Raw genomic sequence first — 21,864 nt, forward strand, 5'->3', positions numbered from 1 at the left:
CACTTCTCAGAATCGCATCAAATGCTTATTCAACTATCTGGTCCTTAAGACAAAATTATTAGATTTTAAAATATAAATTAAATATTTTAATTAATTCTCAGTATGTATTAATTATTACTCTTAGAAAAATCGACCTCAATCTCTAAGTGCTCTCCTAGAGGCTCACCACTACCATCCACAGGTGAATCTATAATTAATGTTGCCTTTTTAATATCTTGAGCAGTAGATTCTTTCAACCTAAATGTAAATTGACGAAGGTAACTTCCATTATTATACTCTTGAGTATTTTTAAGTATAGACATATTAACAACACTGCTCAAAAATTGGAATGGTTGTTGAATTACTTCACCAGTATCCGTTGAAAGATGAATATTTTCTTCATTATTAAATGTACTATCATCGTCTACTTCTTTATTTAATTCAAATCTCACTTGAAAATTTATTATTTCCATCGACTTATAAGTGTCCTTATTGCCTGACCTAAAATCTTTTGTTATACTTCCTTTCACTGTTTCTGCGAATTCAACCGTTATTGTAATTGGCCCTGTTTCATATGTACCAATATCATTTATACTTTTGTACCTGTAAAATTCCCCTCCGCGTCCGGATTCTAGGCCAAATTGATGTTCTTGTATCAGAATAGGATTGCTCTTTTCCTGAGATTGACTTATATTCTCCTCTTATTGCTACACCCACTAACAGCAATTAGAACTATAAATAATAAAATATGTGCATACTTCATGTTTACCTCTCTCTTAACCTATGATATATGAAAAAAATTAACACAAACCTAAATAACTGTCCTATATCTCTCATTTATATAGATGTATCTTGTTTATGCTTTCTAAAAGCCTTTAATCCTTTTATCAAACTACTCATGTATAAGATCATAAGAATAGCAGCAACTACAAAGAACCTAACATCATTGGCTAATATAGAAAACACGAATAAAGTAAAAGAAGAAAAGCATCATATATATTCTCATCTTAATATGTAAATCATTCAATAAAATTAAAGATGTTTCATTTTAATGAACTAAATCTGCATTCTTTTCTTTAAAAATGCGGCAATCTTTTTTCTTCTAACTGTTGAATATTATAATAAAGAAAACCTTTGGTATAATTGACTACAAATGATTTCGCTCATTCATAATTGCCAAAAGTTCCTATCCATATAAACCTGGGTTTTCTTTTAACAAACCTAATATTAACAGTTGAATCAATTGATCCCTCCTCATCAAATGAGATTGATTTTGCTTTACTTACTTTCATTAATAGTGGAGACATTAATAGAGAACTCCTCAAAACTCAATTTTCCTAAGGCAAACTTCATACTTTGAACAAATATACGTTCATTTTTAGTTCGTTCACGTTTTGCTTCCTTTTCAATCCATCCATGCTCTATGTCTAAAATATCCAAAACATGCTTTTGTTTTGAAAAAGCTTCATAGTATCTCAACCCAAATTTTCTTTGGGAGATTGCATCAATATGAATACCATCTGGATTTGCTGTTAAGCCTTTTGATGTTACAAAATAGCAATTTTTTTCGGTATGAGCAACTTTAGATAATATCTGGTTTATTTGTTTATATTCTACAGCACTTTTTCCAAATCCGACCTCTCCAAGGTAATGTCCCAACTCACCGATAATAATCGGGATATTTGGTGCATTCAATTCTTCTCTCAAGTGTTTAAATAAAGAAAGCAATTTAGCTTCATACGTCTGATAACGTTCTCCGTAACTATCGCTTTCTCCTTGATGCCAAAGTATTCCCACTATTTCACTTGTTTCCATAGCGAATCTTGCTTCAGAAATTGCATGTCTTGTTAAAAGTCCATCAATTGACCACTCATCAATAGAGCTGCCTCCCTCGGCACATGTTATTAGCCCAATGGACTCGCCCGAATGATCTTCTGTCCAAGCCTGAGCAAAAGAGGCTGCAGGCCCAATACCAGATATGTGACGATCAAAATGAAGCGGTTCTGCCATCATTTGCCACCTACCGTTTCGCAACATATTTATGTGCTCATTATAAATCGGCGGTACATCCTCAATAAACCCTCTGCCTGCCATATTTGATTGTCCGATTAATAATATAGATTTCATAGAAAAACCTTCTTTCTTTGTATGCAATGGTCTAATTAGAATAAACGGGTTAAGCATATAGCTCAATTAGTCTTTTTGTCAAGTCAATTTTGTCATTATTCAATTATCTGGCCCTTTTGCAGAATAACTATATATTCCTTCTTTCACCATAAGGTAACTCTTTAGACTATCTATAGATTGTAAAGCCTCGTATCTTATTTTAATCATCGTGACGCTACTTCAACGACACATTCACAATAGATATGTATGTTAGGCTTTGAACGGGGTCAAGCTCGATCAAAGAAGTGTAGGTTTGAAATACTGCATATTATTTACCAAAAGAAGATAATACGATGCAAAGAATGAATGACTTTTTCAAGATCCTTTATTCGGAAAAGAAAGAAATACGAAAGAGAATCGTTATTTCCATTGTTGTGAAAACAACGATTAACTTCAACTAATCGATCCTCTCGTTTAATTTACGGGAAAATGAAAACTCGGTACAATAAATCCCAAATACCATTTGACAGGGCGACGCAGGTTCGCCTGTACCGGTTTTTTTGCTAACGAAATACCGCACCAATTCCGGAAAGGTGTCTATCATGTTTGACGTACGTATCAATGTCTAAATTTAGTCATGAAAAACCCTCTTTGTTCGATAAGAACAAAGAGGGCAAATTCTTGGTATATAAGGGTGATTAACGTTTTTATAGTCAAAATGTAGTCAAATGACAACAACAAACCCAACATAGGCAAACACTTAGATTAGCTATTTTTTACTAATCATGTTAAAAACAAAATTATTAGAGTGTTTTCAAGTAAGAAAGCCTTATTATTAAAAGGCTTTCTTTACTTTTTAGGTTAGATTTAAAATCATAACTACTAATATTAAATAAATCTCAGTATGTATTAATTATTACTTTTAGAAAAATCTACCTCAATCTCTAAGTCTTCTCCTAAAGGTTCACCACTACTATCGACAGGTGAATCTATAATTAATGTTGCTTTTTCAATATCTTGAAGATTAGTTTCTTTTATTGCGAAGGTTATTTGTCGAGTATTATTGTAATTTCTAATTATAGGAATATCAATTGCACTACTCCTTAATTCTAGTGGGTGTTCAGACATTTCCTCACTATCCAATAATAGATGCATATATTCTTGATTAAAGGTGATATCCTCTATCTCCTGAGTTAATTCGAATCGTGCCTGAAAATTTATCATTTTTTCACCTTCAGGATTAACATCCTCATAATCGTACTTTTCATTATATTTTCCACTTACTATTTCTGCCGACTCTAAAGTTATGCTTACTGGACCTGTTTCATATTTACCGATATTATTTACTTTACTATGCCTATAAAAAGTTCCTTTATCCTCTAGGTTGAACTTATGATTCTTTATAAGAGTTGAATTACTCTGTTCGCCACTCTTTGATTCGTCCGAGTCCTCATTACTACAACCAATAAGTATTATTGACATTAAAAAAATAACAAGAAAAGATGGTAGCTTCATTTTAAACTCTCCCTTATGTACCATGAATCACAAAAATCTATCACAATTTCACTGTTAATTCAACGTGTATCATTAAATCTAAAACAAAAATAAGACTTATACATATTACCCACAAAATGAAAAAGGACGTTTCCGTAAAAGTAAAAACTTTATATGAAAACGCCATTTTAAGATTATTACGCTGAAAAAATAATATTAGCTTTTTGTTAGTTTTTAGTGCGAATAAGCAATATCCAAATCTAAAAACATTGTAAGGCTAAGGTTGCTGGGCGGTGATTTACATCATGCCGCCCATACTTGACCTCGTTTTTTTAAGTTTCTCTCGCATTCGTTTTTATTTATCATAATGCATATTTTATAAAACATAATCCACATTAAATTCTTCTTATTTTGCTATTTTATTTTTCTTCGTTAGTTTTATGTTAGTTTCTAAAAACTAACATAAAGTTAAAAAACCACCATATTTTTATATTCATTAATTATTATGAAAAGTTTTATTCGTGAGGTGCGGAAAAAATCTGAGTTAAAATTATTCGCTTATTCAACTAACGGGCCATAATCTTGAATAAGGGAAGGCATTATTAGAAAGTGAATAGAAGCCTCAATTGTTCAAGCGTTCAATAAGCAGTGGCAGCAAAAAGTTATTTTTACGTACTTTGATGTAGAATTTAACGTGGAACTGGACAAAACCAAGATTACTGAACTTTTAACTAGTCACTGCTTATTTATTTGCAGTATAAGAATAATTTTTCTCGTAGACTTTCTAAGACTTCCTCTGGCACTTCCCTAAACTTGATATCCTCACCTAAAAAAAGTAGCCAATTTGTTATATCGGTCAATTCCTCGGGAATATTAACATTGACAAAAGTCTTTAGAATGCCTGTTGTTTGGTAAGGATTCGTATAGGATATTGAATATTTAAAAGGATGGTACTTTTTGAACTGGGCAATTGCCTTTGGACCAAATTCAATGATAAGGTTGATTACTTCTTTCTGCTTACTTAGTTTTTCCAAAACCTTTTTCCTAGTTACTTTTGTTTTCGTGGGATATGGTTCCACATTGATGATGTTGTCAACAGAAAAAATTCTTTTCTTTTCTTCCTCGAGGTCGAATCCTTCAATTTGCCAAAGGCTTTTTTCACGATAAAGATGCAAAAGAAAAATTGGAAAAGACTTTTCTGCCTTTCCTTCTTTGATGGTAATCAATAAATGGCAATCTAAAAGAAGGAGTTGGATGAGATTTTCTAACATAGGATGTGGAAGGTCTGAGAGATCAAGTAAATCAGGATTATTAGGGTTGGTCCCTTCAAAAAGCAAAATTTGATTTAATAAAACTAAGGTCTCTTGTTGGTTTTCTGGGATGAGGCCTAGTAATTTTTCAGCTAAAGACTGTCGACCTTCCAGATAGGGAAGTTGTTGGTTTTTTGAGGCCATAAAGGCAATAAAAAGCGCTTTAACTTCATTATCGGTAAAGCGAATAGAAGGTAGGATAGAGTTGTTCATGACAGAATAGCCCCCATCCCTTCCAACTTCGACTTCAAGTGGCATCCCCATCGCTTCAATTTCCCTGATATCCCTAATAGCAGTTGAACGGGAAATGTTAAATTCTAACATTATTTCAGAAATTGTAAAGAAAGAACGGTTATTGATATACCGCATGATGGTGTTAATCCGTTCAATTTTTTTCATTGGGTCCTCCTAAACAGTATCATTTTTTGACATGGTTTAATGCTATCATAAACGTAACAAGGGAAAAAACAAGTCTTTTGTTTAATTTAAAAGGAGGAATTTTGAAATGGTAAACTATACTTTAGAGGAAAAGGACAGCTTTACTGTTTTAGGTTTTGGAGTAGAGATTAAAAGCGATTACACAGACCAAGCTGGTATTAATAAAGAAAAATCAGATTTTTGGCAAGCCGTTAATCAAGATGGAAGACTTGATAAACTAAAAACTGTTACAACAAATGACTACATTTTTGTTGTAAACGAAGCAGTGAATAATAAGATGATGCATTACGCTGGTGTTATGACGGAGAAATCCTTACCAGAAGCAACGAGACTTATCCAATTTCCTAAAGGGGAATATATTGTTGTTAAAGGAGAAGCAAATACGGATGAAGAGTTGAGTAACAAGCTGACTGGGATTGCCTTTGGTGAGGTCCTAATGGAAGTAACGGATGTATCCTATGTCGGTGGTCCAAATGCAGCGGTTGTGATGGGACAGCAAGACGACTTAGTATATGGTGAAATGTGGATCCCCGTTGTTAGAAATTAAAACGATAAACAGCGGGTTGGAATCCTCTTGCTTATCCTATTGATGATTTAAAATAGACATGATAAAACAGGTCACTAATGGTCATCGTTACCAATAAGTGATCTGTTTTGACCTTTTGAACTCTTAATTCTGTTGTTAGTAAAATAAGTGGGACTGAAAAAAAGAAAATCAAAGTAAGAAGAACAGCTCAATAGAGGAGATGGGAAATGAATTTTTTTCAAGATACAATATCCATATTTAAACGACCACCTGCTTTAACAGGTGGTCGTTTAATAAGTGTAATGTACCTTGCTTCAAGGGATGAACTCTATCGAGAGATAAATAAGTTTACCACTTTATATTATAACGATGGTATATACTTGGTTGCTGGACCGAAAGAAATGGTAGATGCCACCTCTGATTATCTACAAAATAATAATATTTCAAAAAAGAATATCATAAAAGATTCTTTTTTGGGTATTAGTTAAGGGAGTGATCAACATGGAACTTTTCGAAAAATATTTAGCAGGAAAAATCATTGAATTTAACATTTGGGATAAAGCAGAGTATACGAATTTTTGGCGGAAATAAAGCATCACACTTTATCCAAAACGCTTTGTACAGTTAATAGGTTAGATATTTAAGATGATTTACTTACCCTCAAATGTGTTCTTTTAACGGATTGGGAAGGGCAAACAAGCTTGTGAAAGGACAAACTTAATGGAGTTGAAGATAGGGATCATGTTTGAGTTATTCCATTATAGGGCGCAATTCTGGAGTAAGAATCTGCGCTCTATTTATGAATCAGGCCATATAATGGAGTAAGTCTTCTTAAGCTAAACAGAGCAGGATTGTGGCGAAATAAAGTAGAATTAACTATAAGATTTTGTTTTGAAGCAAAATCTTATAGTGTTTAATAGGTTTTTTCTAAATAATGCAAAGGGGGGATTAATGTATGGATAGATTTACACCAATGATCGAAGGAAAACAGAGTGTCAATTCTTTAGAAAAAGTAATGCTTGATCAAGTTGAGCAATGGGTCTTGCTTCGTGGTGAAAATATTAATAATCCAGTCATTCTTTTTCTTCATGGTGGACCCGGGAACGCCCAAATTGGATGGGCACCTGAATATCAAACTTCATTAGAAAAAGACTTTATTGTAGTCAATTGGGATCAGAGAGGGGCGGGTTTATCATATAATGATTCCTTATCAGAGGAATCAATGAATATAGAGAACTTTGTACATGATGCGCATGAATTGACTAGATACCTTATCTACCGGTTTAAAAAGGATAAAATATTTGTGGTTGGGCATTCGTGGGGCAGCATTATTGGAATGTTATTGGCACAAAAATACCCTGATTTAATCTATGCATATGTTGGAGTGGGTCAAAGTGTACATTTGCAACGAGGGGAATTATTAAGCTATAACTTTACAGTAGACTTTGCAAAGCGAAATGAGTTACAGAAAGCAACCAGTGAACTAAAAGCTATCGGTCATCCTCCATATAAGACGCTTAATGATTTATTTATTCAAAGGAAATGGCTTACTGAATTTGGGGGAGTTGTCTATAAAGATACAGATTTTTTTAAACGAACGGTACATATCATCCAAAAGAGATCAGAATATAAAGAGACCGACATCGATAAATTAAATGAAGGTAATACTTTCTCTATGCGAGTCATGTGGGATGAAGTAATGACAGTGAATTTACTTGATCAAATTAAGGATGTAAACTGTCCGGTTTATTTTTTGTTGGGCGAATTTGATTTCAATACGCCAAATTTGCTTGTTCAAGAATTTTATAGTAGTTTAACCGCACCTATTAAAGAGACGATCTTTTTTTCAGGAGTTGCACATAATTTGCCATTTGAAGAGCCTGGACTTTTTCATAAAACCATGTATGATATATCACTCAACTATACATAGAAAGAAGACTCTATTTATGACAGTTTTTGAATCAAAAATGTAATGGAACGTTCTTCAGTAATACCAGCTAATATAAGTCAATACTTTTTAAGTAATCATACTAGATTAAAGATGGTATAATAAAAATGTGCATCACAAAGAAGCTTCAATATTTATAATTGAATTTTTTGTAAGTTGTGTAATTATTTGTATGGGTTTATGCGGTATATATTTGCTTATGCTTTAATATGGCATAAATCCAATGCAATAGCTTGTTGGCTCAAGCTATGATGGCTACTTTGTGAGGCTTGCCCTCACTTCTTTTTTTGTCATAATACTCTCGAATTTTCACATTCCGGTTATTGGTTAGTCCACACTGAACAGCTGAATAGATGGTCTGACGTAGCTTCGTAGATCCTCTTTTGGTTATCCAGTTTATCGTAGCTGTAAACTTACCTGATTGGTATACCCTTGGATCAAGTCCTGCATAGGCTACTAGTTTCTTAGGGTGACTAAATTGTGTGACATCCCCTATTTCTGAAATCAGAGTGGCTGCAATTTTAGTACCTACTCCGGGGATGGATGTAAGAATCTCATACACCTCAAATTGTTTCGCTAACGTCTCAATCTCCTGCTCAAGTACGTTCAGAAACTCTCGTTGTTGAAGAATCATTTGAATATACATTTTTAGTGTAACCAAGTGGCTTTGATACAGCGTTTTCTTAAAGGGGTTTCGTTCTGCTGCTTCTTTTAACTTCAAGGCCTTTTCATAAAACCAATCATACGACCTCTTTCCTCCTAGTCCATGCATCTCCTTAGCTAATTCATCCGTTGGAACCTTTAATACTTCATGAGAAGTAGGATAGAGGAGTAACGTTTTTAAGGAAAGAGGTGCGTATAAATTACTATAAACTCCTTTATATTCAGGGAATACTTGATCCAATATCGTTTGGAACTGAAGTTTCAGTTGTACATAGTTACGTGTTAAAGAATCGTGTTGTCTACATAAATTTCTCAAATTCATCGTTTGAACACATTTTCGATGATAGGCTACTAAGTCCTCTTTGTAATACATTTCACACAGGTGTTTCGCATCGGCTGGGTCTGACTTTACTTTTCGAAGACTAATTTTTTTCGTTTCGTAAGAAACTACAGGATTCACTAAGTAGTAAGTAATCTTTCTTTCCTCAAGGTACTGTAAAATAGGTTCATGATAGTGTCCTGTCGACTCAAACACAACAACCGGTTTAGATTCAGCTTGGAACTCCACTTCTTTGTAAAATATAAAAAAATCACTCATACCATTGGTATCATGCTTAAACTTAAAGGTCTTCCCGAAAGGCTGCTTTCTTGCCAGGAAAGCTTGAACTTGGCTTTCTCCTTTTGCAACATCCAGGCCAATCACTGGATCCATAATTTATCACATCTCCTTTTAGTAGATTTGTCGGTAACCCCTGTCTATCTTGTAGTGTCATAGCTTCGCTTGTTATGCGGGGTCAGTGCCCCAACCAGCCTCAAACATGTTTCTACAAGTAGGGGGTGGACAGTATTACGGACGGGATCAAGTCCCACGGGCGCTTACGTCCTACCCCGACTACCTAAAGAATAACCTATAAAACATAAGGTCAACCAGAAAAATATCATATTTCCGGTTGACCTTATAATACGATCGGGCGCTTTTCTGGAATAAAGATTAGCGCTCATTCTTTCATATAAGCCTTATCTATTTTGGCAATCGCAGATTTTAACGAATTTATTGCAAACGGAGTAATACTAAGAAAGCGTTCTAATGTACAAGGATTATTACGATGGAAATAGAATACGTCTTAACTAGACCAGATATGCGTCCTCTTAGATTAGCCCAACCAAATGATATACTCAAATCTTTTATTAAAAGACATGAGCTTCATCCGATTACAATTCATGGGTTAAGACACACACATGCTTCACTTCTTTTTGAAGCTGGAGCTTCTATAAAAGAAGTACAAGCAAGATTAGGCCATAAGGATATTCAAACAACGATGAATGTTTACACGCACGTTACTAATTTTGTTTCTCAAAAAACAGCAAATACGTTTCAAAAATTTATGGAATCTGAATAACTATAGTCAAAATATAGTCACGAACGCCAAATTGACCATAAAAAAGACTCCCAACCGAATTGGTTGAGAGCCTTGAAACGTTGGTATTTTAACGTTTTGAGAACTGAGGTGCACGACGTGCTTTTTTAAGACCGTATTTCTTACGTTCTTTCATACGAGCATCACGAGTTAGGTAACCTTCTGTTTTAAGAGAAGAACGGTACTCTGGATCTGCTTCAAGTAGTGCGCGTGCAATTCCATGACGGATAGCGCCAGCTTGACCAGTGAATCCTCCACCATGAACGTTTACCATTACGTCATACGTTCCTTGAGTTTCTGTAGCTGCAAGTGGTTGATTAAGAATTAAGATTTGTGTTTCGTATGGGAAATAATCAGATGCATTACGTCCGTTAATAGTAACATTACCTGAGCCTGGTACTAAACGTACGCGTGCAGTTGATTTTTTACGACGACCTGTACCATAGTATTGTACTTGTGCCAAATTAATTACCTCCTTTTAGTTACCCGCGAAGCTCATAAACTTCCGGTTTTTGTGCTTGATGATTGTGTTCAGAACCTCTAAATACATGAAGTTTTTTAGCCATTTTACGACCTAGAGAGCCATTAGGAAGCATTCCTTTTACAGCTAGCTCTAGCATTTGCTCTGGATATTTCGTACGCATTTCATATGCTGTACGTTCTTTTAATCCACCAGCATAGCTTGTATGACGGTAGTATTTTTTGTCCGTAATTTTTTTACCACTTAATTCGATTTTATCTGCATTAATGATGATCACATGGTCACCTGTGTCTGCATGTGGTGTATAAGTTGGCTTGTGCTTTCCACGAAGGATCGCAGCAACTTCACTCGCTAAGCGACCTAAACGCTGACCTTCTGCATCAACAACTAGCCATTTGCGTTCAATGTTATTTTCATTTGCCATGAAAGTTGTGCGCATGAGTGTTTCCCTCCATATTTAAAAAATCATTTTTCCATATTCATTCGTCTATTTCAACATAATTAGTTTCCGGGGCTAATCATGGTTTAGAAATAAAATGCCATAGATCATAATACACCAATAACTAGATTTTTGTCAAGCTCTGATGCATATGAGTTGCAATTTCTTTGTAAATCCCCTTAGTCAACTTCCCCATACCTGACATTCCACAAATAGAGCCCTTCTGGGGGCACTGTCTCCCCAACAAGCCTTCTATCCTTCTTAGCTAGTAAATCATGAATGTCGGACGGCTGACGCCTTCCCTGGCCTATATCTAATAAGACACCAACAATGATTCGTACCATATTATATAAAAAACCACTTCCTCGAAATATAAATTCGATCTCAGAGCCCTGTTTTCCACAAGATACAGCGTATAACGTCCGTTGTTTTGTTCCTTTTGCTGATGCCTTTGCAGAAGAGAAAGTGGTAAAATCATGCGTTCCTTCAAGATAGCCGCATGCCTCCTGGATCGCTTCTATATTCAAGGAATAGGGAAAGAAATACGCATAGTTACGCTTAAATACGTCAGGTTCCTTCTCGTTCCATACATAGTAACGATATTCTTTTTCAACTACATCGTAACGAGCATGAAATGTATCTGAAGCAAAAGCCACCTGCTTTACATATAAATCGTTTGGCAGTAACGTATTTAACGCCTGCTTCCAGTTGTATAAAGGAATATCATAGGGAGAATCAAAATGAATGGTTTGTCCTTTTGCGTGCACCCCTGAATCGGTTCGTCCTGAAGCTTGGATTCGTACAGGCTTTCCTTTATGCATTTTTGTTAATGCCTGCTCAAGTAGCCCCTGTACGGTTCGCTTTTTAGGCTGTATCTGGAACCCCGAAAATTGTGATCCATCGTACTTAATAATGCATTTCACTCTAACCATATTGCTCTAGCCTTTCTCTCTTAATTTCGTATAAACAATAGACCGATAACCACACCAATAAATAAGCAATAGACAAAAATATCGCGCTTGCCGATTTTTAATTCACGCAGCTTTGTTCTACCTTGTCCACCTTGATAACCTCTTGCCTCCATCGCCATTGCTAGTTCTTCGGCACGTTTAAACGCGCTAACGAAAAGAGGCACTAATAATGGTACCACTGCTTGTACCCTTTCTTTGATTGGTCCAGTTCGAAAATCAACCCCTCTAGATGCTTGTGCCTTTGAAATTTTCTCTGTTTCTTGTAATAAGGTCGGGATAAACCGTAGGGAGATTGACATCATTAAGGCTAGTTCATGGACAGGGAACCTTACCTTTTTTAATGGATGGAGCAATTCTTCGATTGCATCTGTTATCTCGATAGGGGTAGTCGTTAACGTTAATAATGAAGTTACTAGAATTAACAAGAAAAAACGCATCGAGATTGCAAACCCCTGAAGAATACCACCGGAATAAACAGTGAATGTAAAGATGTTAAAGACTGGCGTTCCCTCTTTTGTTACAATCATATGGAGAATAAAAGTAAAAATAATTAAGAACCATACTGGCATTAACCCTTTTAGAATAAATCGAATAGGTACCCGCGATGTGAACAAACTGGCCAAGGCAAAAACGGTTAATATAGCATAACTCCAAAAGTTATTCGCAAAGAACACAATAAACACAAAGAAAAAGATTATCGTTATTTTTGTACGCGGGTCTAGCCGATGAATGAGAGAATTTCCAGGAACATACTGACCAATTACGAGCGCATTATTCATGGCCGCTGCCTCCCGTCATTACCTTCTCAATAGCTTTAGCTATGTCTTTCACGGATTGCCGTCTATATGGAATAGACATTCCAAACTTCTTCTCAAATAGATCAAGAAACCGAACAACCTCAGGAACATCTAATTGCACTTGCTGCAATGCTTCTTTTTGAACAAAAACTGCTTCAGGCTTTCCTTCCATATATTTAGTACCTTTATTAAGAATAATCACATGGTCAGCATAGGTTGCCGCATCTTCCATGCTATGAGTAACAAGAATCGTGGTTAGCTTTTGCTCTTGATGTGCAGCATAAAACATCTCCATCATTTCCTTTTGACCACGTGGGTCTAATCCAGCAGTCGGTTCATCTAATACGAGGACATCTGGTTTGGTTGCTAACACACCTGCAATGGCAACTCGGCGCATTTGCCCTCCGCTTAAGTCAAACGGAGAACGGTCCAAGAAATCCTCTGTTAGACCAACAGATGGAAGTACTTCTTTCACGCGCCTTTGTATTTCTCTATCCCCAACACCAAAATTTTTGGGACCGAATCGGATATCCTTTTCTACCGTTTCCTCAAAAAGTTGGTGCTCCGGATATTGAAATACAACACCAACTTTACTTCTTAATTCCTTCATATTCTTTGGTTTATGTTCTGCATTCAGGTGAAAATCTCCAATCCACACATCCCCTTCTGTTGGACGAACTAACCCATTTAAATGTTGAATAAGCGTAGATTTACCAGAACCTGTGTGTCCGACAACAGCTACAAATGAACCAGAAGGAATATGCAAATCTAACTTATCTAATGCACGATGAGCGAATGGTGAATGTTGCTGATATACAAAGCTTACGTTCTTGAATGTAATGTCCATAAGTCCTCCAAAAGTTCTTCGTGATTTAATGGTTCTTGTGTAAGAGAAATACCAGCCAGCTTTAATTCTTCTGCTAAACTGGAAATAAATGGCGTATCTAACCCTATTTCTTTAAGCCCATCTTTTTTAGAAAATACCTCTCTTGGTAATCCTTCGTCCCATAGTTGTCCATCATTCATCACAATAACACGATCAGCTTGGACGATTTCGTGTAAATCATGGGTAATCGTCAATAACGTAATATCTTTGCTATGCTGCACATCTTTGATTGTTTGCATAATACGCTGTCTACCTTTTGGATCAAGCATAGCTGTGGCTTCATCTAAGATAATTACTTGGGGAGATACTGCTAGGACACTCGCAATTGCCACACGCTGTTTTTGGCCTCCCGATAAACGATGAGGCTCTGTTTGTCGATATGCTGGCATGCCAACAGCAGCCAATACTTCCTCCAGGCGAGTTAACATCTCTGTCCTTGTAAAACCTCTATTTTCCATACCGAACGCAACATCATCTTGTACGGTGGTACCGACAAATTGATTATCTGGATTTTGAAATACCATACCTACATCTTTACGCACTTCCCAGATCGTATCTGGTGTAACTGGCTTCTGATCTATGAATATTTCTCCTCTTTGAGGAAATAATAAACCGTTCATTAACTTAGCAATCGTGGATTTACCCGAACCATTATGTCCAATAATTGCTACCCACTCATTTTCATAGATTTCAAATGAGCAATCTTTTAGTACCCAAGGCTGTTCTTCTCCATATCGAAATGACACATTTCTAAACTCGATTAATTTGCTTCTCATCTGTTTCTCCTCCTCGTCTCTACCTTGGGATCTTATGTAACCGAGGCCATAAGTAAAAGAAGCGGAGTTATTCCTTTTACTTATGGCAACGTCTCTAAACAGTCGCTTCCCACTACAAAAAAAGGGCTTGGATGCACCTCGTAGAAGAGATTCAGTCCTGCCCTTGTCGTTGTGGTTACATTAAACTAGTTCAATAATTGCCATGTTTGCTCCATCACCTTGACGAGCACCCAATTTAAGAACACGAGTGTATCCACCTTGACGGTCTTCGTAACGTGGAGCCACATCATCGAAAAGCTTTTGAATTACACTTTCGTTTTCGTTAGCTTCCTGGTTATATAAAAATGATGAAGCTTGGCGACGTGCATGAAGATCTCCACGTTTTCCCAAGGTAATCATTTTTTCAACGACGGATTTTAGCTCCTTTGCTTTTGCTTCTGTTGTTTCGATCCGCTCATGAATAATTAAATCAGAAGCAAGGTTACGAAGCAAAGCCATACGATGATCGGTTGTACGACCTAATTTTCTAGCCATGGACTATCCCTCCCTTTCTTGATGACTATGATTAAATCTAAAGTTAAACGAACAACCTGCTTGAATAATAGTGATTTCAGCATATTGCCCTAATCTAGGTGTCTATATGATCAGTCATCATCTCGTAAGCCTAGACCTAAATCATTTAACTTAACTTTTACCTCTTCTAGTGATTTACGACCAAGATTACGAACTTTCATCATATCTTCTTCAGATTTATTTGCAAGCTCTTGAACTGTATTAATACCAGCACGCTTTAAGCAGTTATAAGATCTAACAGATAAATCAAGTTCTTCGATGGTCATTTCCATCACTTTTTCTTTTTGATCTTCTTCTTTCTCGACCATAATCTCTGCGTTTTGTGCTTCATCTGTTAAACCTACAAAAATATTAAGATGCTCCGTAAAGACTTTCGCGCCTAAAGAAACGGCTTCTTCAGGACGAATGCTTCCGTCTGTCCATACATCCATTGTTAATTTATCAAAATTAGCTACTTGCCCTACTCGTGTATTCTCTACTTGATAGGTAACACGTGACACTGGAGTAAAAATAGAATCAATTGGAATCATTCCAATTGGTTGGTCATCTCTTTTATTAGCATCAGCTGGACGATAGCCACGTCCACGTTCTGCTGTAATCTTCATATGCAAGTTACCTTTGCTGTTTAATGTAGCAATAGGCAAATCAGGATTTAAGACTTCTACATCACTATCATAGGTTAAGTCTGCAGCCGTAACTTTTCCTTCTCCCTGCACATCAATCTCTAATGTTTTCTCTTCGTCAGAGTAAATTTTTAGAGCTAGCTTCTTCAGGTTCAAAATAATCGTTGTCACATCTTCAACAACACCTTCGATTGTTGAAAATTCATGTAGCGCTCCATCAATTTGAACTGATGTAACAGCAGCACCTGGAAGTGAGGATAGTAGGATACGACGCAAGGAGTTTCCTAGAGTGGTACCATATCCACGTTCGAGCGGTTCGACTACGAATTTTCCAAATGTAGCATCATCGCTGATTTCTACCGTTTCAATTTTTGGTTTTTCAATTTCGATCATTCAATAAAACCCTCCTTTAAAACGTCGAAACCCCGGTTAGACCACTGTCTAACCGAAATTCCTCAAATAGGCAGTTGGCGTTTCTGCACTACCTGCAGTTCTTTCGTACGTTCTTGTCTCTCGGATGCTGTTCGCTAAGGATACACTCCTTTGCATTTTTAGCTATCATAACCCATTATAGACAGGGTGACAAATTATATACGGTATAATTATACACGACGACGTTTTGGTGGGCGACAACCATTATGAGGAACTGGAGTTACGTCAACAATTGCTGTAACTTCCAATCCTGCTGCTTGAAGTGAACGAATAGCCGCTTCACGACCAGCTCCAGGTCCTTTAACCGTTACTTCAAGTGTTTTCATACCATTGTCAATTGCAGACTTAGCAGCAGTTTCAGCTGCCATTTGTGCAGCAAAAGGCGTAGATTTACGAGAGCCTTTGAAGCCAAGTGCACCAGCTGAACTCCATCCAATAGAGTTACCTTGTTTATCCGTGATCGTAACAATCGTGTTATTGAATGTAGAACGGATATGTGCTATACCTGACTCAATATTCTTTTTCACACGACGTTTACGTGTGTTTGTTTTACGTGCCATAGGTTATATATACCTCCTTTTTCGTTATTTCTTCTTGTTAGCGATCGTACGACGTGGTCCTTTACGTGTACGTGAGTTGTTTTTCGTTTTTTGTCCACGAAGAGGAAGACCACGGCGATGACGAACCCCACGATAAGAGCCAATTTCGATTAGTCGTTTAATATTAAGGGATACTTCACGACGAAGGTCACCTTCGATTGTATATTCATCCGTTGCTTTACGGATTTTACCTAATTCATCCTCAGTAAGGTCGCGTACGCGTGTATCCTCAGAAACGCCTGCTTCTTTAAGGATTTGCTGTGCAGTAGTTTTACCAACTCCATAAATGTATGTTAGTGAAATTACCACACGTTTATCACGTGGAACATCAATACCTGCAATACGTGCCATATCGTTTAAACACCTCCTGTTTATTATCCTTGTTTTTGCTTATGCTTTGGATTTTCGCAAATGACCATTACTTTGCCTTTACGTTTAATTACTTTACATTTTTCACAAATGGGTTTTACAGATGCTCTTACTTTCATCATCTTTACCTCCTTTAAATGGAGCAGAGCTTATTTATAACGGTACGTAATTCGTCCTCTTGTTAAATCATACGGAGAAAGTTCAACCGTTACTTTATCGCCAGGAAGAATGCGAATGAAATGCATGCGAATCTTACCAGACACATGGGCCAATACGGTATGGCCATTTTCTAGCTCAACATTGAACATCGCATTCGGCAACGTTTCTGTTACGGTTCCTTCCACTTCAATTACATCGTCTTTCGCCATCGTGTTGATCTCCCTTCTTCAAATCAGTCACAACTTCATTGACAAATTTTGCTATGGCAAATCGCAATTTACCATTTGTGACACGACCAGTTTCTAGAAGGCTGTTTTGGACTTCCGGAGAAACGTAATCCATTAATTCAATATGATGCATATTCTTTTTCTTTGGTCGATCATATTTACGTTTTTCCCCATCTGCAAGCAGGACATACTTATCATCGATAAATTTAATTACCACTGCGTATTGACCCGCTTCTCGTCCTTGCATAATACGAACAACTTGACCTATTAGCGGAATCGAATCATCTTCGTTCAACAACGATCACCTTCACTTAGGCTATAGTTTATATGGCTACCTTTTAGATGATGTCCCAAGAGGGTGAAGCAAGCGTTAGACACACTACTTTAACCTCTATTAGAACAACTATTTATAGGAAAAAGGTTTACTACTTTTTATCCTGTGTCACTTATATTATAAAGTAATACACGTCTTAAGCGTATGTTACTCACAACTAATTATAACTTTTAGCAAATAGAAATGCATCCCTTGTGTGCTAAAAACAGCTTAGATGCTTATTTCTCAATTTTGGATTGAATATCACGAAATACTTGATCAATATCTTGGTTTCCATCAACGGTTACAAGATATCCTTTATCCTCATAAAAATCTAATAACGGTTTTGTTTGTTCTATATTAACAGATAGACGCTTTTTCACCGTATCAGCTTTATCATCATCTCGTTGGATTAACTGTGAACCATCCTTATCACAAATCCCATCCTCTTTAGGAGGGTTATAAACCACATGATAAGTTGCTCCGCATGTCGGACAAATTCTACGACCAGTTAAACGCTCCACTAATTTTTCTTCTGGTACATCTACATGAAGTACATAATCAATGGTTTCGTTCATATCTTGTAATAAGTCTTGTAAGGCTTCGGCTTGGTTGATCGTTCTTGGGAAACCATCCAATAGAAAACCATTTTTACAGTCGTCCTTATTCAAGCGCTCTCTGACAATTCCAATCGTAACTTCATCTGGAACAAGTTCGCCTTGATCCATATATTCTTTTGCTTTCTTTCCTAGGTCTGTTCCCTCTTTAATAGCTAAACGGAACATATCTCCTGTTGAAATATGAGGGATGTTATATTTTTCATTTATTTTCTCAGCCTGCGTACCTTTACCAGCACCTGGCAGACCCATTAAAATCAAGTTCAACAAATTTCCCCTCGCTCTCATTGTCAGCAAAAATTACTTTATAAACCCTTTGTAGTGACGCTTTACTAACTGACTTTCCAATTGTTTCATCGTTTGCAGGGCTACACCTACAACGATTAACAAACTCGTTCCGCCAATTTGTACAGAAGCAGGTAGATTCGCCATTCCACCAAGGGCAATAGGTAGTACAGATACAGCCGCTAAAAACAATGCACCTACAAACGTTAAACGGTAAAGAACTCTTGTTAAATACGTTTCTGTGTTCTTACCTGGGCGAATCCCCGGGATGTAACCACCTTGTTTTTGTAAATTCTCGGCCATTTGTTCTGGATTAACTTGAACAAAGGTATAGAAATAAGTGAAAGCAATTATTAATGCCACATAGATAACCATACCAATTGGCTGTGTATAATCGAATATACGCTGAATCGTAGCCGCTATTTCATTACCTTCAAAGAAACCGGCAACCGTACTTGGTGCCATTATAAATGCAATCGCAAAGATGACTGGGATTACTCCAGCAGCATTTACTTTTAATGGTAAATGTGTAGAATGTCCGCCAACCGGAGAGCGATTAACAAGTTTTTTGGCGTATTGAATTGGTATTTTGCGCAATGCCTGTTGAATAAAGATAACACCAACCGTCACTGCTACAACTACCAAAGCAATTAGTGCAACAATAACAATATTAATAAACAAATCATCACCAGGATTTACAAAATACTGGCTGTATAATTGTTTCACTCCATTTGGCACAGCTGCAACGATACCTGCAAAAATGATAATGGAAATACCATTACCTACTCCATTTGCAGTGATTTGTTCGCCGAGCCACATCAGAAATGCTGTTCCACTTGTTAAGACAATTGCAATAACAAGGAACTTCATTACGCCAGGGTCTGAGATTAACATACCACCTGCCATTGCATTGAAGCCAATTGACATCGCAATTGCTTGGATAAATGCAAGTACGATCGTGCCGTAACGCGTAACCTGTGCCAATTTCTTCCGACCCGCATCACCTTGCTTTTTCCATTCTGCAAATTTAGGTACAACATCCATTTGCAAGAGTTGCATAATAATAGACGCTGTAATGTAAGGCATAATCCCCATGGCAAGAACTGAAAAGTTTTGTAGTGCTCCCCCACCAAATGTATTTAGAAAACCAAACACATTTTGTGAGCTCATCAATTGATCAAGTGCTTGCTTATCTGTAAACGGCACAGGAATAAATGTGCCTAGACGGAAGACAATTAACATAAGTAATGTGAAGATTATTTTCCGTCTAATGTCACCTACGCGCATAAAATTGGAGATTGTACGGAACATTAGATCACCTCTGTTTGACCGCCCGCTGCCTCGATTGCTTCTTTAGCTGAAGCCGAGAACTTATGAGCTTTTACTGTTAGTTTCTTTTCGATAGCACCATTGCCTAGTACTTTAATACCGGCTTTTAGTTTGCTTACGACACCTTCTTCCAGTAATAGCTCAGGTGTAATTTCTGTGCCGTCTTCAAAACGATTTAACGTATCTAAGTTTACAATAGCAAACTCTTTACGATGGATGTTTGTAAATCCTCGTTTTGGTAAACGTTGGAATAGTGGCATTTGACCACCTTCAAAACCTGGGCGAGTTCCACCGCCTGAACGTGCTTTTTGTCCTTTATGTCCACGTCCTGAAGTTTTACCGTTACCTGATGACATACCGCGACCTACACGATTACGGTTTTTACGTGCACCTTCTGCAGCCTTCAATTCATGAAGTTTCATTCGAGCACCTCCTCTTTACGCTGATTTTAAAATTAAACTTCTTTAACCGTTAGTAAATGAGATACTTTATCTACCATGCCGCGAAGCGCTGGAGTATCTTCATGAACAACTGATTGACGAATTTTTTTTAAGCCTAATGCTTGAACAGTTTTCTTTTGTGCTTCTGTTCCACCAATAACACTGCGCGTGAGGGTGATTTCTAGTTTTTTAGACATAACAGTTCCCTCCTTATCCTAACAGTTCTTCTACAGACTTTCCACGTAGTTTTGCTACATCTTCTGCACGCTTCAAGTTTGATAGTCCATTTAATGTTGCACGGATCATATTAATCGGTGTATTTGAACCGAGTGATTTCGTTAGAATATCACCTACACCAGCAAGTTCTAAGATTGCACGAACTGGTCCACCAGAGATAACTCCAGTACCTTCTGTTGCTGGTTTTAATAATACATTACCTGAACCATATTGACCATGAATTTCATGCGGAATAGTAGTTCCAACAATTGGTACTGAAATTAAATTTTTCTTTGCATCATCAACTGCTTTTTTAATTGCTTCTGGTACTTCTTGAGCTTTCCCTGTACCAAAACCTACATGACCATTTTTATCACCGACAACTACTAGAGCTGCAAAACGGAAACGACGTCCACCTTTTACAACTTTTGCAACACGGTTGACCGTAACAACACGTTCTTCAAGATCTAATTTGTTCGGATCAATGTTTTTACTCATGTATGTCCCTCCTTTATCGATTAAAATTCAAGACCTGCTTCTCTTGCAGCATCTGCCAAAGCTTTCACACGTCCATGATAAAGGTAGCCTCCGCGATCGAAAACAACCGATTTGTAACCTTTATCCTGAGCACGTTTAGCAATCATTTCTCCGACCTGCTTTGCCGCTTCTACATTGCTTGTAGAGCCTGCATTCAGTTCATTATCTTTCGTAGAAGCACTTGCAACAGTAACTCCTTCTATATCATCAATCAATTGTACATAGATGTGTTTATTTGAACGATATACGTTTAGACGCGGACGCTCTTGTGTGCCGAAAAGACTTTTACGTACACGTGCGTGCCTTCTTTTACGTACAACATTTTTGTCAGGTTTTGTAATCATTTAGGTCACTCCTTTCTGCTCCCTAACTATTCTTACTTAGCAGTTTTACCTTCTTTACGACGTACATATTCACCTTCATAGCGAATCCCTTTACCTTTATACGGTTCAGGAGGACGAATTGCTCTAATGTTAGAAGCAACAGCGCCAACTAATTCTTTATCAATACCTTTTACAACGATTTGTGTATTCTTCGGTACTTCAATTTCAATTCCGTCGATTGGATCTAGTTCAACAGGGTGTGAGTAACCTGCGTTAATCACAACTTTATTGCCTTGTTTTAGAGCACGGTAACCAACCCCGATAATTTCAAGAGATTTTTCAAACCCTTTACTTACACCTTCAACCATGTTGTTGATAAGGCTACGAGTCGTTCCGTGTAGAGCGCGGTGATCTTTGTGATCACTTGGACGTTCTAACGTAATCACGTTATCTTCCATATTAACTTTAATATCTGGATGTAGATCTCTAGTTAATTCACCTTTAGGTCCTTTAACTGTTACTACCGTACCATCGAATTTTACTTCTACACCTTGGGGAATTTCAATCGGTTTAAGTCCTATACGAGACAT

Annotated in this window: 27 protein-coding genes and 3 pseudogenes; 4 read left to right on the forward strand and 26 right to left on the reverse strand. The window is 37.0% G+C overall.

The window, feature by feature from the left end; genetic code table 11:
- Window positions 1-107: 107 nt before the first annotated feature.
- From M948_RS42005 to M948_RS42020, 5 genes and pseudogenes are all read right to left on the reverse strand, one after another.
- The gene (locus tag M948_RS42005) at window positions 108-452 is read right to left on the reverse strand and encodes a hypothetical protein (RefSeq protein ID WP_021292669.1); all 345 of its coding nucleotides are present in this window, start codon (window positions 450-452) and stop codon (window positions 108-110) included.
- A gap of 615 nt (window positions 453-1,067) precedes the next feature.
- A pseudogene (locus tag M948_RS43800) lies at window positions 1,068-1,222 on the reverse strand (PadR family transcriptional regulator); the annotation flags it as partial.
- Window positions 1,223-1,257: 35 nt separating this feature from the next.
- Window positions 1,258-2,106 carry a sialate O-acetylesterase gene (locus M948_RS42010; RefSeq protein ID WP_021292671.1) on the reverse strand — a complete coding sequence of 283 codons (849 nt, stop codon included), beginning with the start codon at window positions 2,104-2,106 and terminating at the stop codon, window positions 1,258-1,260.
- Window positions 2,107-2,994: 888 nt separating this feature from the next.
- Complete coding sequence (locus M948_RS42015) at window positions 2,995-3,600, reverse strand: hypothetical protein (protein ID WP_021292672.1); 606 nt, start codon at window positions 3,598-3,600, stop codon at window positions 2,995-2,997.
- A gap of 725 nt (window positions 3,601-4,325) precedes the next feature.
- Entirely contained in the window at window positions 4,326-5,288 is a 963-nt protein-coding gene (locus M948_RS42020) for a helix-turn-helix transcriptional regulator (RefSeq protein WP_021292673.1), read from the reverse strand.
- Between the two features lie 106 nt (window positions 5,289-5,394).
- Here M948_RS42020 and M948_RS42025 point away from each other — a divergent pair, with 106 nt between their 5' ends.
- The 3 genes from M948_RS42025 (at window position 5,395) to M948_RS42035 (ending at window position 7,783) form a co-directional block, all read left to right on the forward strand.
- Window positions 5,395-5,874 (forward strand): GyrI-like domain-containing protein, encoded by a 480-nt coding sequence (locus M948_RS42025; RefSeq protein WP_021292674.1) that lies wholly within the window; start codon window positions 5,395-5,397, stop codon window positions 5,872-5,874.
- Between the two features lie 206 nt (window positions 5,875-6,080).
- Complete coding sequence (locus tag M948_RS42030; protein ID WP_021292675.1) at window positions 6,081-6,341, forward strand: hypothetical protein; 261 nt, start codon at window positions 6,081-6,083, stop codon at window positions 6,339-6,341.
- 467 nt (window positions 6,342-6,808) lie between these two features.
- On the forward strand, window positions 6,809-7,783 hold the full coding sequence (locus tag M948_RS42035; protein WP_021292677.1) for an alpha/beta hydrolase: 975 nt from the start codon (window positions 6,809-6,811) through the stop codon (window positions 7,781-7,783).
- Between the two features lie 262 nt (window positions 7,784-8,045).
- On the opposite strand, the pseudogene M948_RS42040 reads toward M948_RS42035, so the two are convergent.
- A pseudogene (locus tag M948_RS42040) lies at window positions 8,046-9,176 on the reverse strand (IS110 family transposase); the annotation flags it as partial.
- Between the two features lie 388 nt (window positions 9,177-9,564).
- Here M948_RS42040 and M948_RS42045 point away from each other — a divergent pair.
- Window positions 9,565-9,864: pseudogene (locus M948_RS42045) on the forward strand (site-specific integrase); the annotation flags it as partial.
- A gap of 88 nt (window positions 9,865-9,952) precedes the next feature.
- Here M948_RS42045 and rpsI read toward each other — a convergent pair.
- From rpsI to rplF, 20 genes are all read right to left on the reverse strand, one after another.
- Window positions 9,953-10,351: a 30S ribosomal protein S9 gene (gene rpsI / locus M948_RS42050; RefSeq protein WP_269778090.1), complete on the reverse strand. Its 399-nt coding sequence runs from the start codon at window positions 10,349-10,351 to the stop codon at window positions 9,953-9,955.
- A 13-nt stretch (window positions 10,352-10,364) separates the two neighbouring features.
- On the reverse strand, window positions 10,365-10,802 hold the full coding sequence (rplM, locus tag M948_RS42055; protein WP_021292681.1) for a 50S ribosomal protein L13: 438 nt from the start codon (window positions 10,800-10,802) through the stop codon (window positions 10,365-10,367).
- Between the two features lie 179 nt (window positions 10,803-10,981).
- Window positions 10,982-11,734 carry a tRNA pseudouridine(38-40) synthase TruA gene (gene truA, locus M948_RS42060; RefSeq protein ID WP_021292682.1) on the reverse strand — a complete coding sequence of 251 codons (753 nt, stop codon included), beginning with the start codon at window positions 11,732-11,734 and terminating at the stop codon, window positions 10,982-10,984.
- A gap of 20 nt (window positions 11,735-11,754) precedes the next feature.
- Window positions 11,755-12,552, reverse strand: coding sequence for an energy-coupling factor transporter transmembrane component T family protein (locus M948_RS42065; RefSeq protein ID WP_021292683.1), 798 nt, complete (start codon window positions 12,550-12,552; stop codon window positions 11,755-11,757).
- On the reverse strand, window positions 12,545-13,417 hold the full coding sequence (locus tag M948_RS42070; RefSeq protein WP_021292684.1) for an energy-coupling factor ABC transporter ATP-binding protein: 873 nt from the start codon (window positions 13,415-13,417) through the stop codon (window positions 12,545-12,547). Before M948_RS42070 ends, M948_RS42065 begins: the two co-directional genes overlap by 8 nt.
- Window positions 13,393-14,232, reverse strand: coding sequence for an energy-coupling factor ABC transporter ATP-binding protein (locus M948_RS42075; RefSeq protein WP_021292685.1), 840 nt, complete (start codon window positions 14,230-14,232; stop codon window positions 13,393-13,395). The genes M948_RS42070 and M948_RS42075 overlap by 25 nt, the downstream gene beginning before the upstream one ends.
- A gap of 180 nt (window positions 14,233-14,412) precedes the next feature.
- Window positions 14,413-14,766, reverse strand: a complete 354-nt coding sequence (rplQ, locus tag M948_RS42080) for a 50S ribosomal protein L17 (protein ID WP_021292686.1) — start codon at window positions 14,764-14,766, stop codon at window positions 14,413-14,415.
- Window positions 14,767-14,876: 110 nt separating this feature from the next.
- On the reverse strand, window positions 14,877-15,821 hold the full coding sequence (locus M948_RS42085; protein ID WP_021292687.1) for a DNA-directed RNA polymerase subunit alpha: 945 nt from the start codon (window positions 15,819-15,821) through the stop codon (window positions 14,877-14,879).
- 209 nt (window positions 15,822-16,030) lie between these two features.
- The gene (rpsK, locus tag M948_RS42090; protein ID WP_021292688.1) at window positions 16,031-16,420 is read right to left on the reverse strand and encodes a 30S ribosomal protein S11; all 390 of its coding nucleotides are present in this window, start codon (window positions 16,418-16,420) and stop codon (window positions 16,031-16,033) included.
- Window positions 16,421-16,444: 24 nt separating this feature from the next.
- The gene (rpsM, locus tag M948_RS42095) at window positions 16,445-16,810 is read right to left on the reverse strand and encodes a 30S ribosomal protein S13 (RefSeq protein ID WP_021292689.1); all 366 of its coding nucleotides are present in this window, start codon (window positions 16,808-16,810) and stop codon (window positions 16,445-16,447) included.
- 23 nt (window positions 16,811-16,833) lie between these two features.
- Window positions 16,834-16,947: a 50S ribosomal protein L36 gene (gene rpmJ / locus M948_RS42100; RefSeq protein ID WP_010095733.1), complete on the reverse strand. Its 114-nt coding sequence runs from the start codon at window positions 16,945-16,947 to the stop codon at window positions 16,834-16,836.
- Window positions 16,948-16,977: 30 nt separating this feature from the next.
- A complete protein-coding gene (gene infA / locus M948_RS42105; protein WP_010095735.1) occupies window positions 16,978-17,196 on the reverse strand; it encodes a translation initiation factor IF-1 in 219 nt (72 codons plus the stop codon).
- Complete coding sequence (locus tag M948_RS42110; protein WP_021292690.1) at window positions 17,174-17,509, reverse strand: KOW domain-containing RNA-binding protein; 336 nt, start codon at window positions 17,507-17,509, stop codon at window positions 17,174-17,176. The genes infA and M948_RS42110 overlap by 23 nt, the downstream gene beginning before the upstream one ends.
- Window positions 17,510-17,766: 257 nt before the next feature.
- Window positions 17,767-18,411 (reverse strand): adenylate kinase, encoded by a 645-nt coding sequence (locus M948_RS42115; protein WP_021292691.1) that lies wholly within the window; start codon window positions 18,409-18,411, stop codon window positions 17,767-17,769.
- A 33-nt stretch (window positions 18,412-18,444) separates the two neighbouring features.
- Window positions 18,445-19,740: a preprotein translocase subunit SecY gene (gene secY / locus M948_RS42120; protein ID WP_021292692.1), complete on the reverse strand. Its 1,296-nt coding sequence runs from the start codon at window positions 19,738-19,740 to the stop codon at window positions 18,445-18,447.
- Window positions 19,740-20,180: a 50S ribosomal protein L15 gene (gene rplO / locus M948_RS42125; RefSeq protein WP_021292693.1), complete on the reverse strand. Its 441-nt coding sequence runs from the start codon at window positions 20,178-20,180 to the stop codon at window positions 19,740-19,742. Before rplO ends, secY begins: the two co-directional genes overlap by 1 nt.
- A gap of 32 nt (window positions 20,181-20,212) precedes the next feature.
- Window positions 20,213-20,395, reverse strand: a complete 183-nt coding sequence (rpmD, locus tag M948_RS42130) for a 50S ribosomal protein L30 (protein ID WP_021292694.1) — start codon at window positions 20,393-20,395, stop codon at window positions 20,213-20,215.
- A 13-nt stretch (window positions 20,396-20,408) separates the two neighbouring features.
- A complete protein-coding gene (gene rpsE / locus M948_RS42135) occupies window positions 20,409-20,912 on the reverse strand; it encodes a 30S ribosomal protein S5 (RefSeq protein WP_021292695.1) in 504 nt (167 codons plus the stop codon).
- A gap of 20 nt (window positions 20,913-20,932) precedes the next feature.
- Window positions 20,933-21,295: a 50S ribosomal protein L18 gene (gene rplR / locus M948_RS42140; RefSeq protein WP_021292696.1), complete on the reverse strand. Its 363-nt coding sequence runs from the start codon at window positions 21,293-21,295 to the stop codon at window positions 20,933-20,935.
- 32 nt (window positions 21,296-21,327) lie between these two features.
- On the reverse strand, window positions 21,328-21,864 hold the full coding sequence (gene rplF / locus M948_RS42145; RefSeq protein WP_021292697.1) for a 50S ribosomal protein L6: 537 nt from the start codon (window positions 21,862-21,864) through the stop codon (window positions 21,328-21,330).

Origin of the sequence: Virgibacillus sp. CM-4 (assembly GCF_000445495.1) — a bacterium.
GTDB lineage: Bacteria > Bacillota > Bacilli > Bacillales > Amphibacillaceae > Virgibacillus > Virgibacillus salexigens.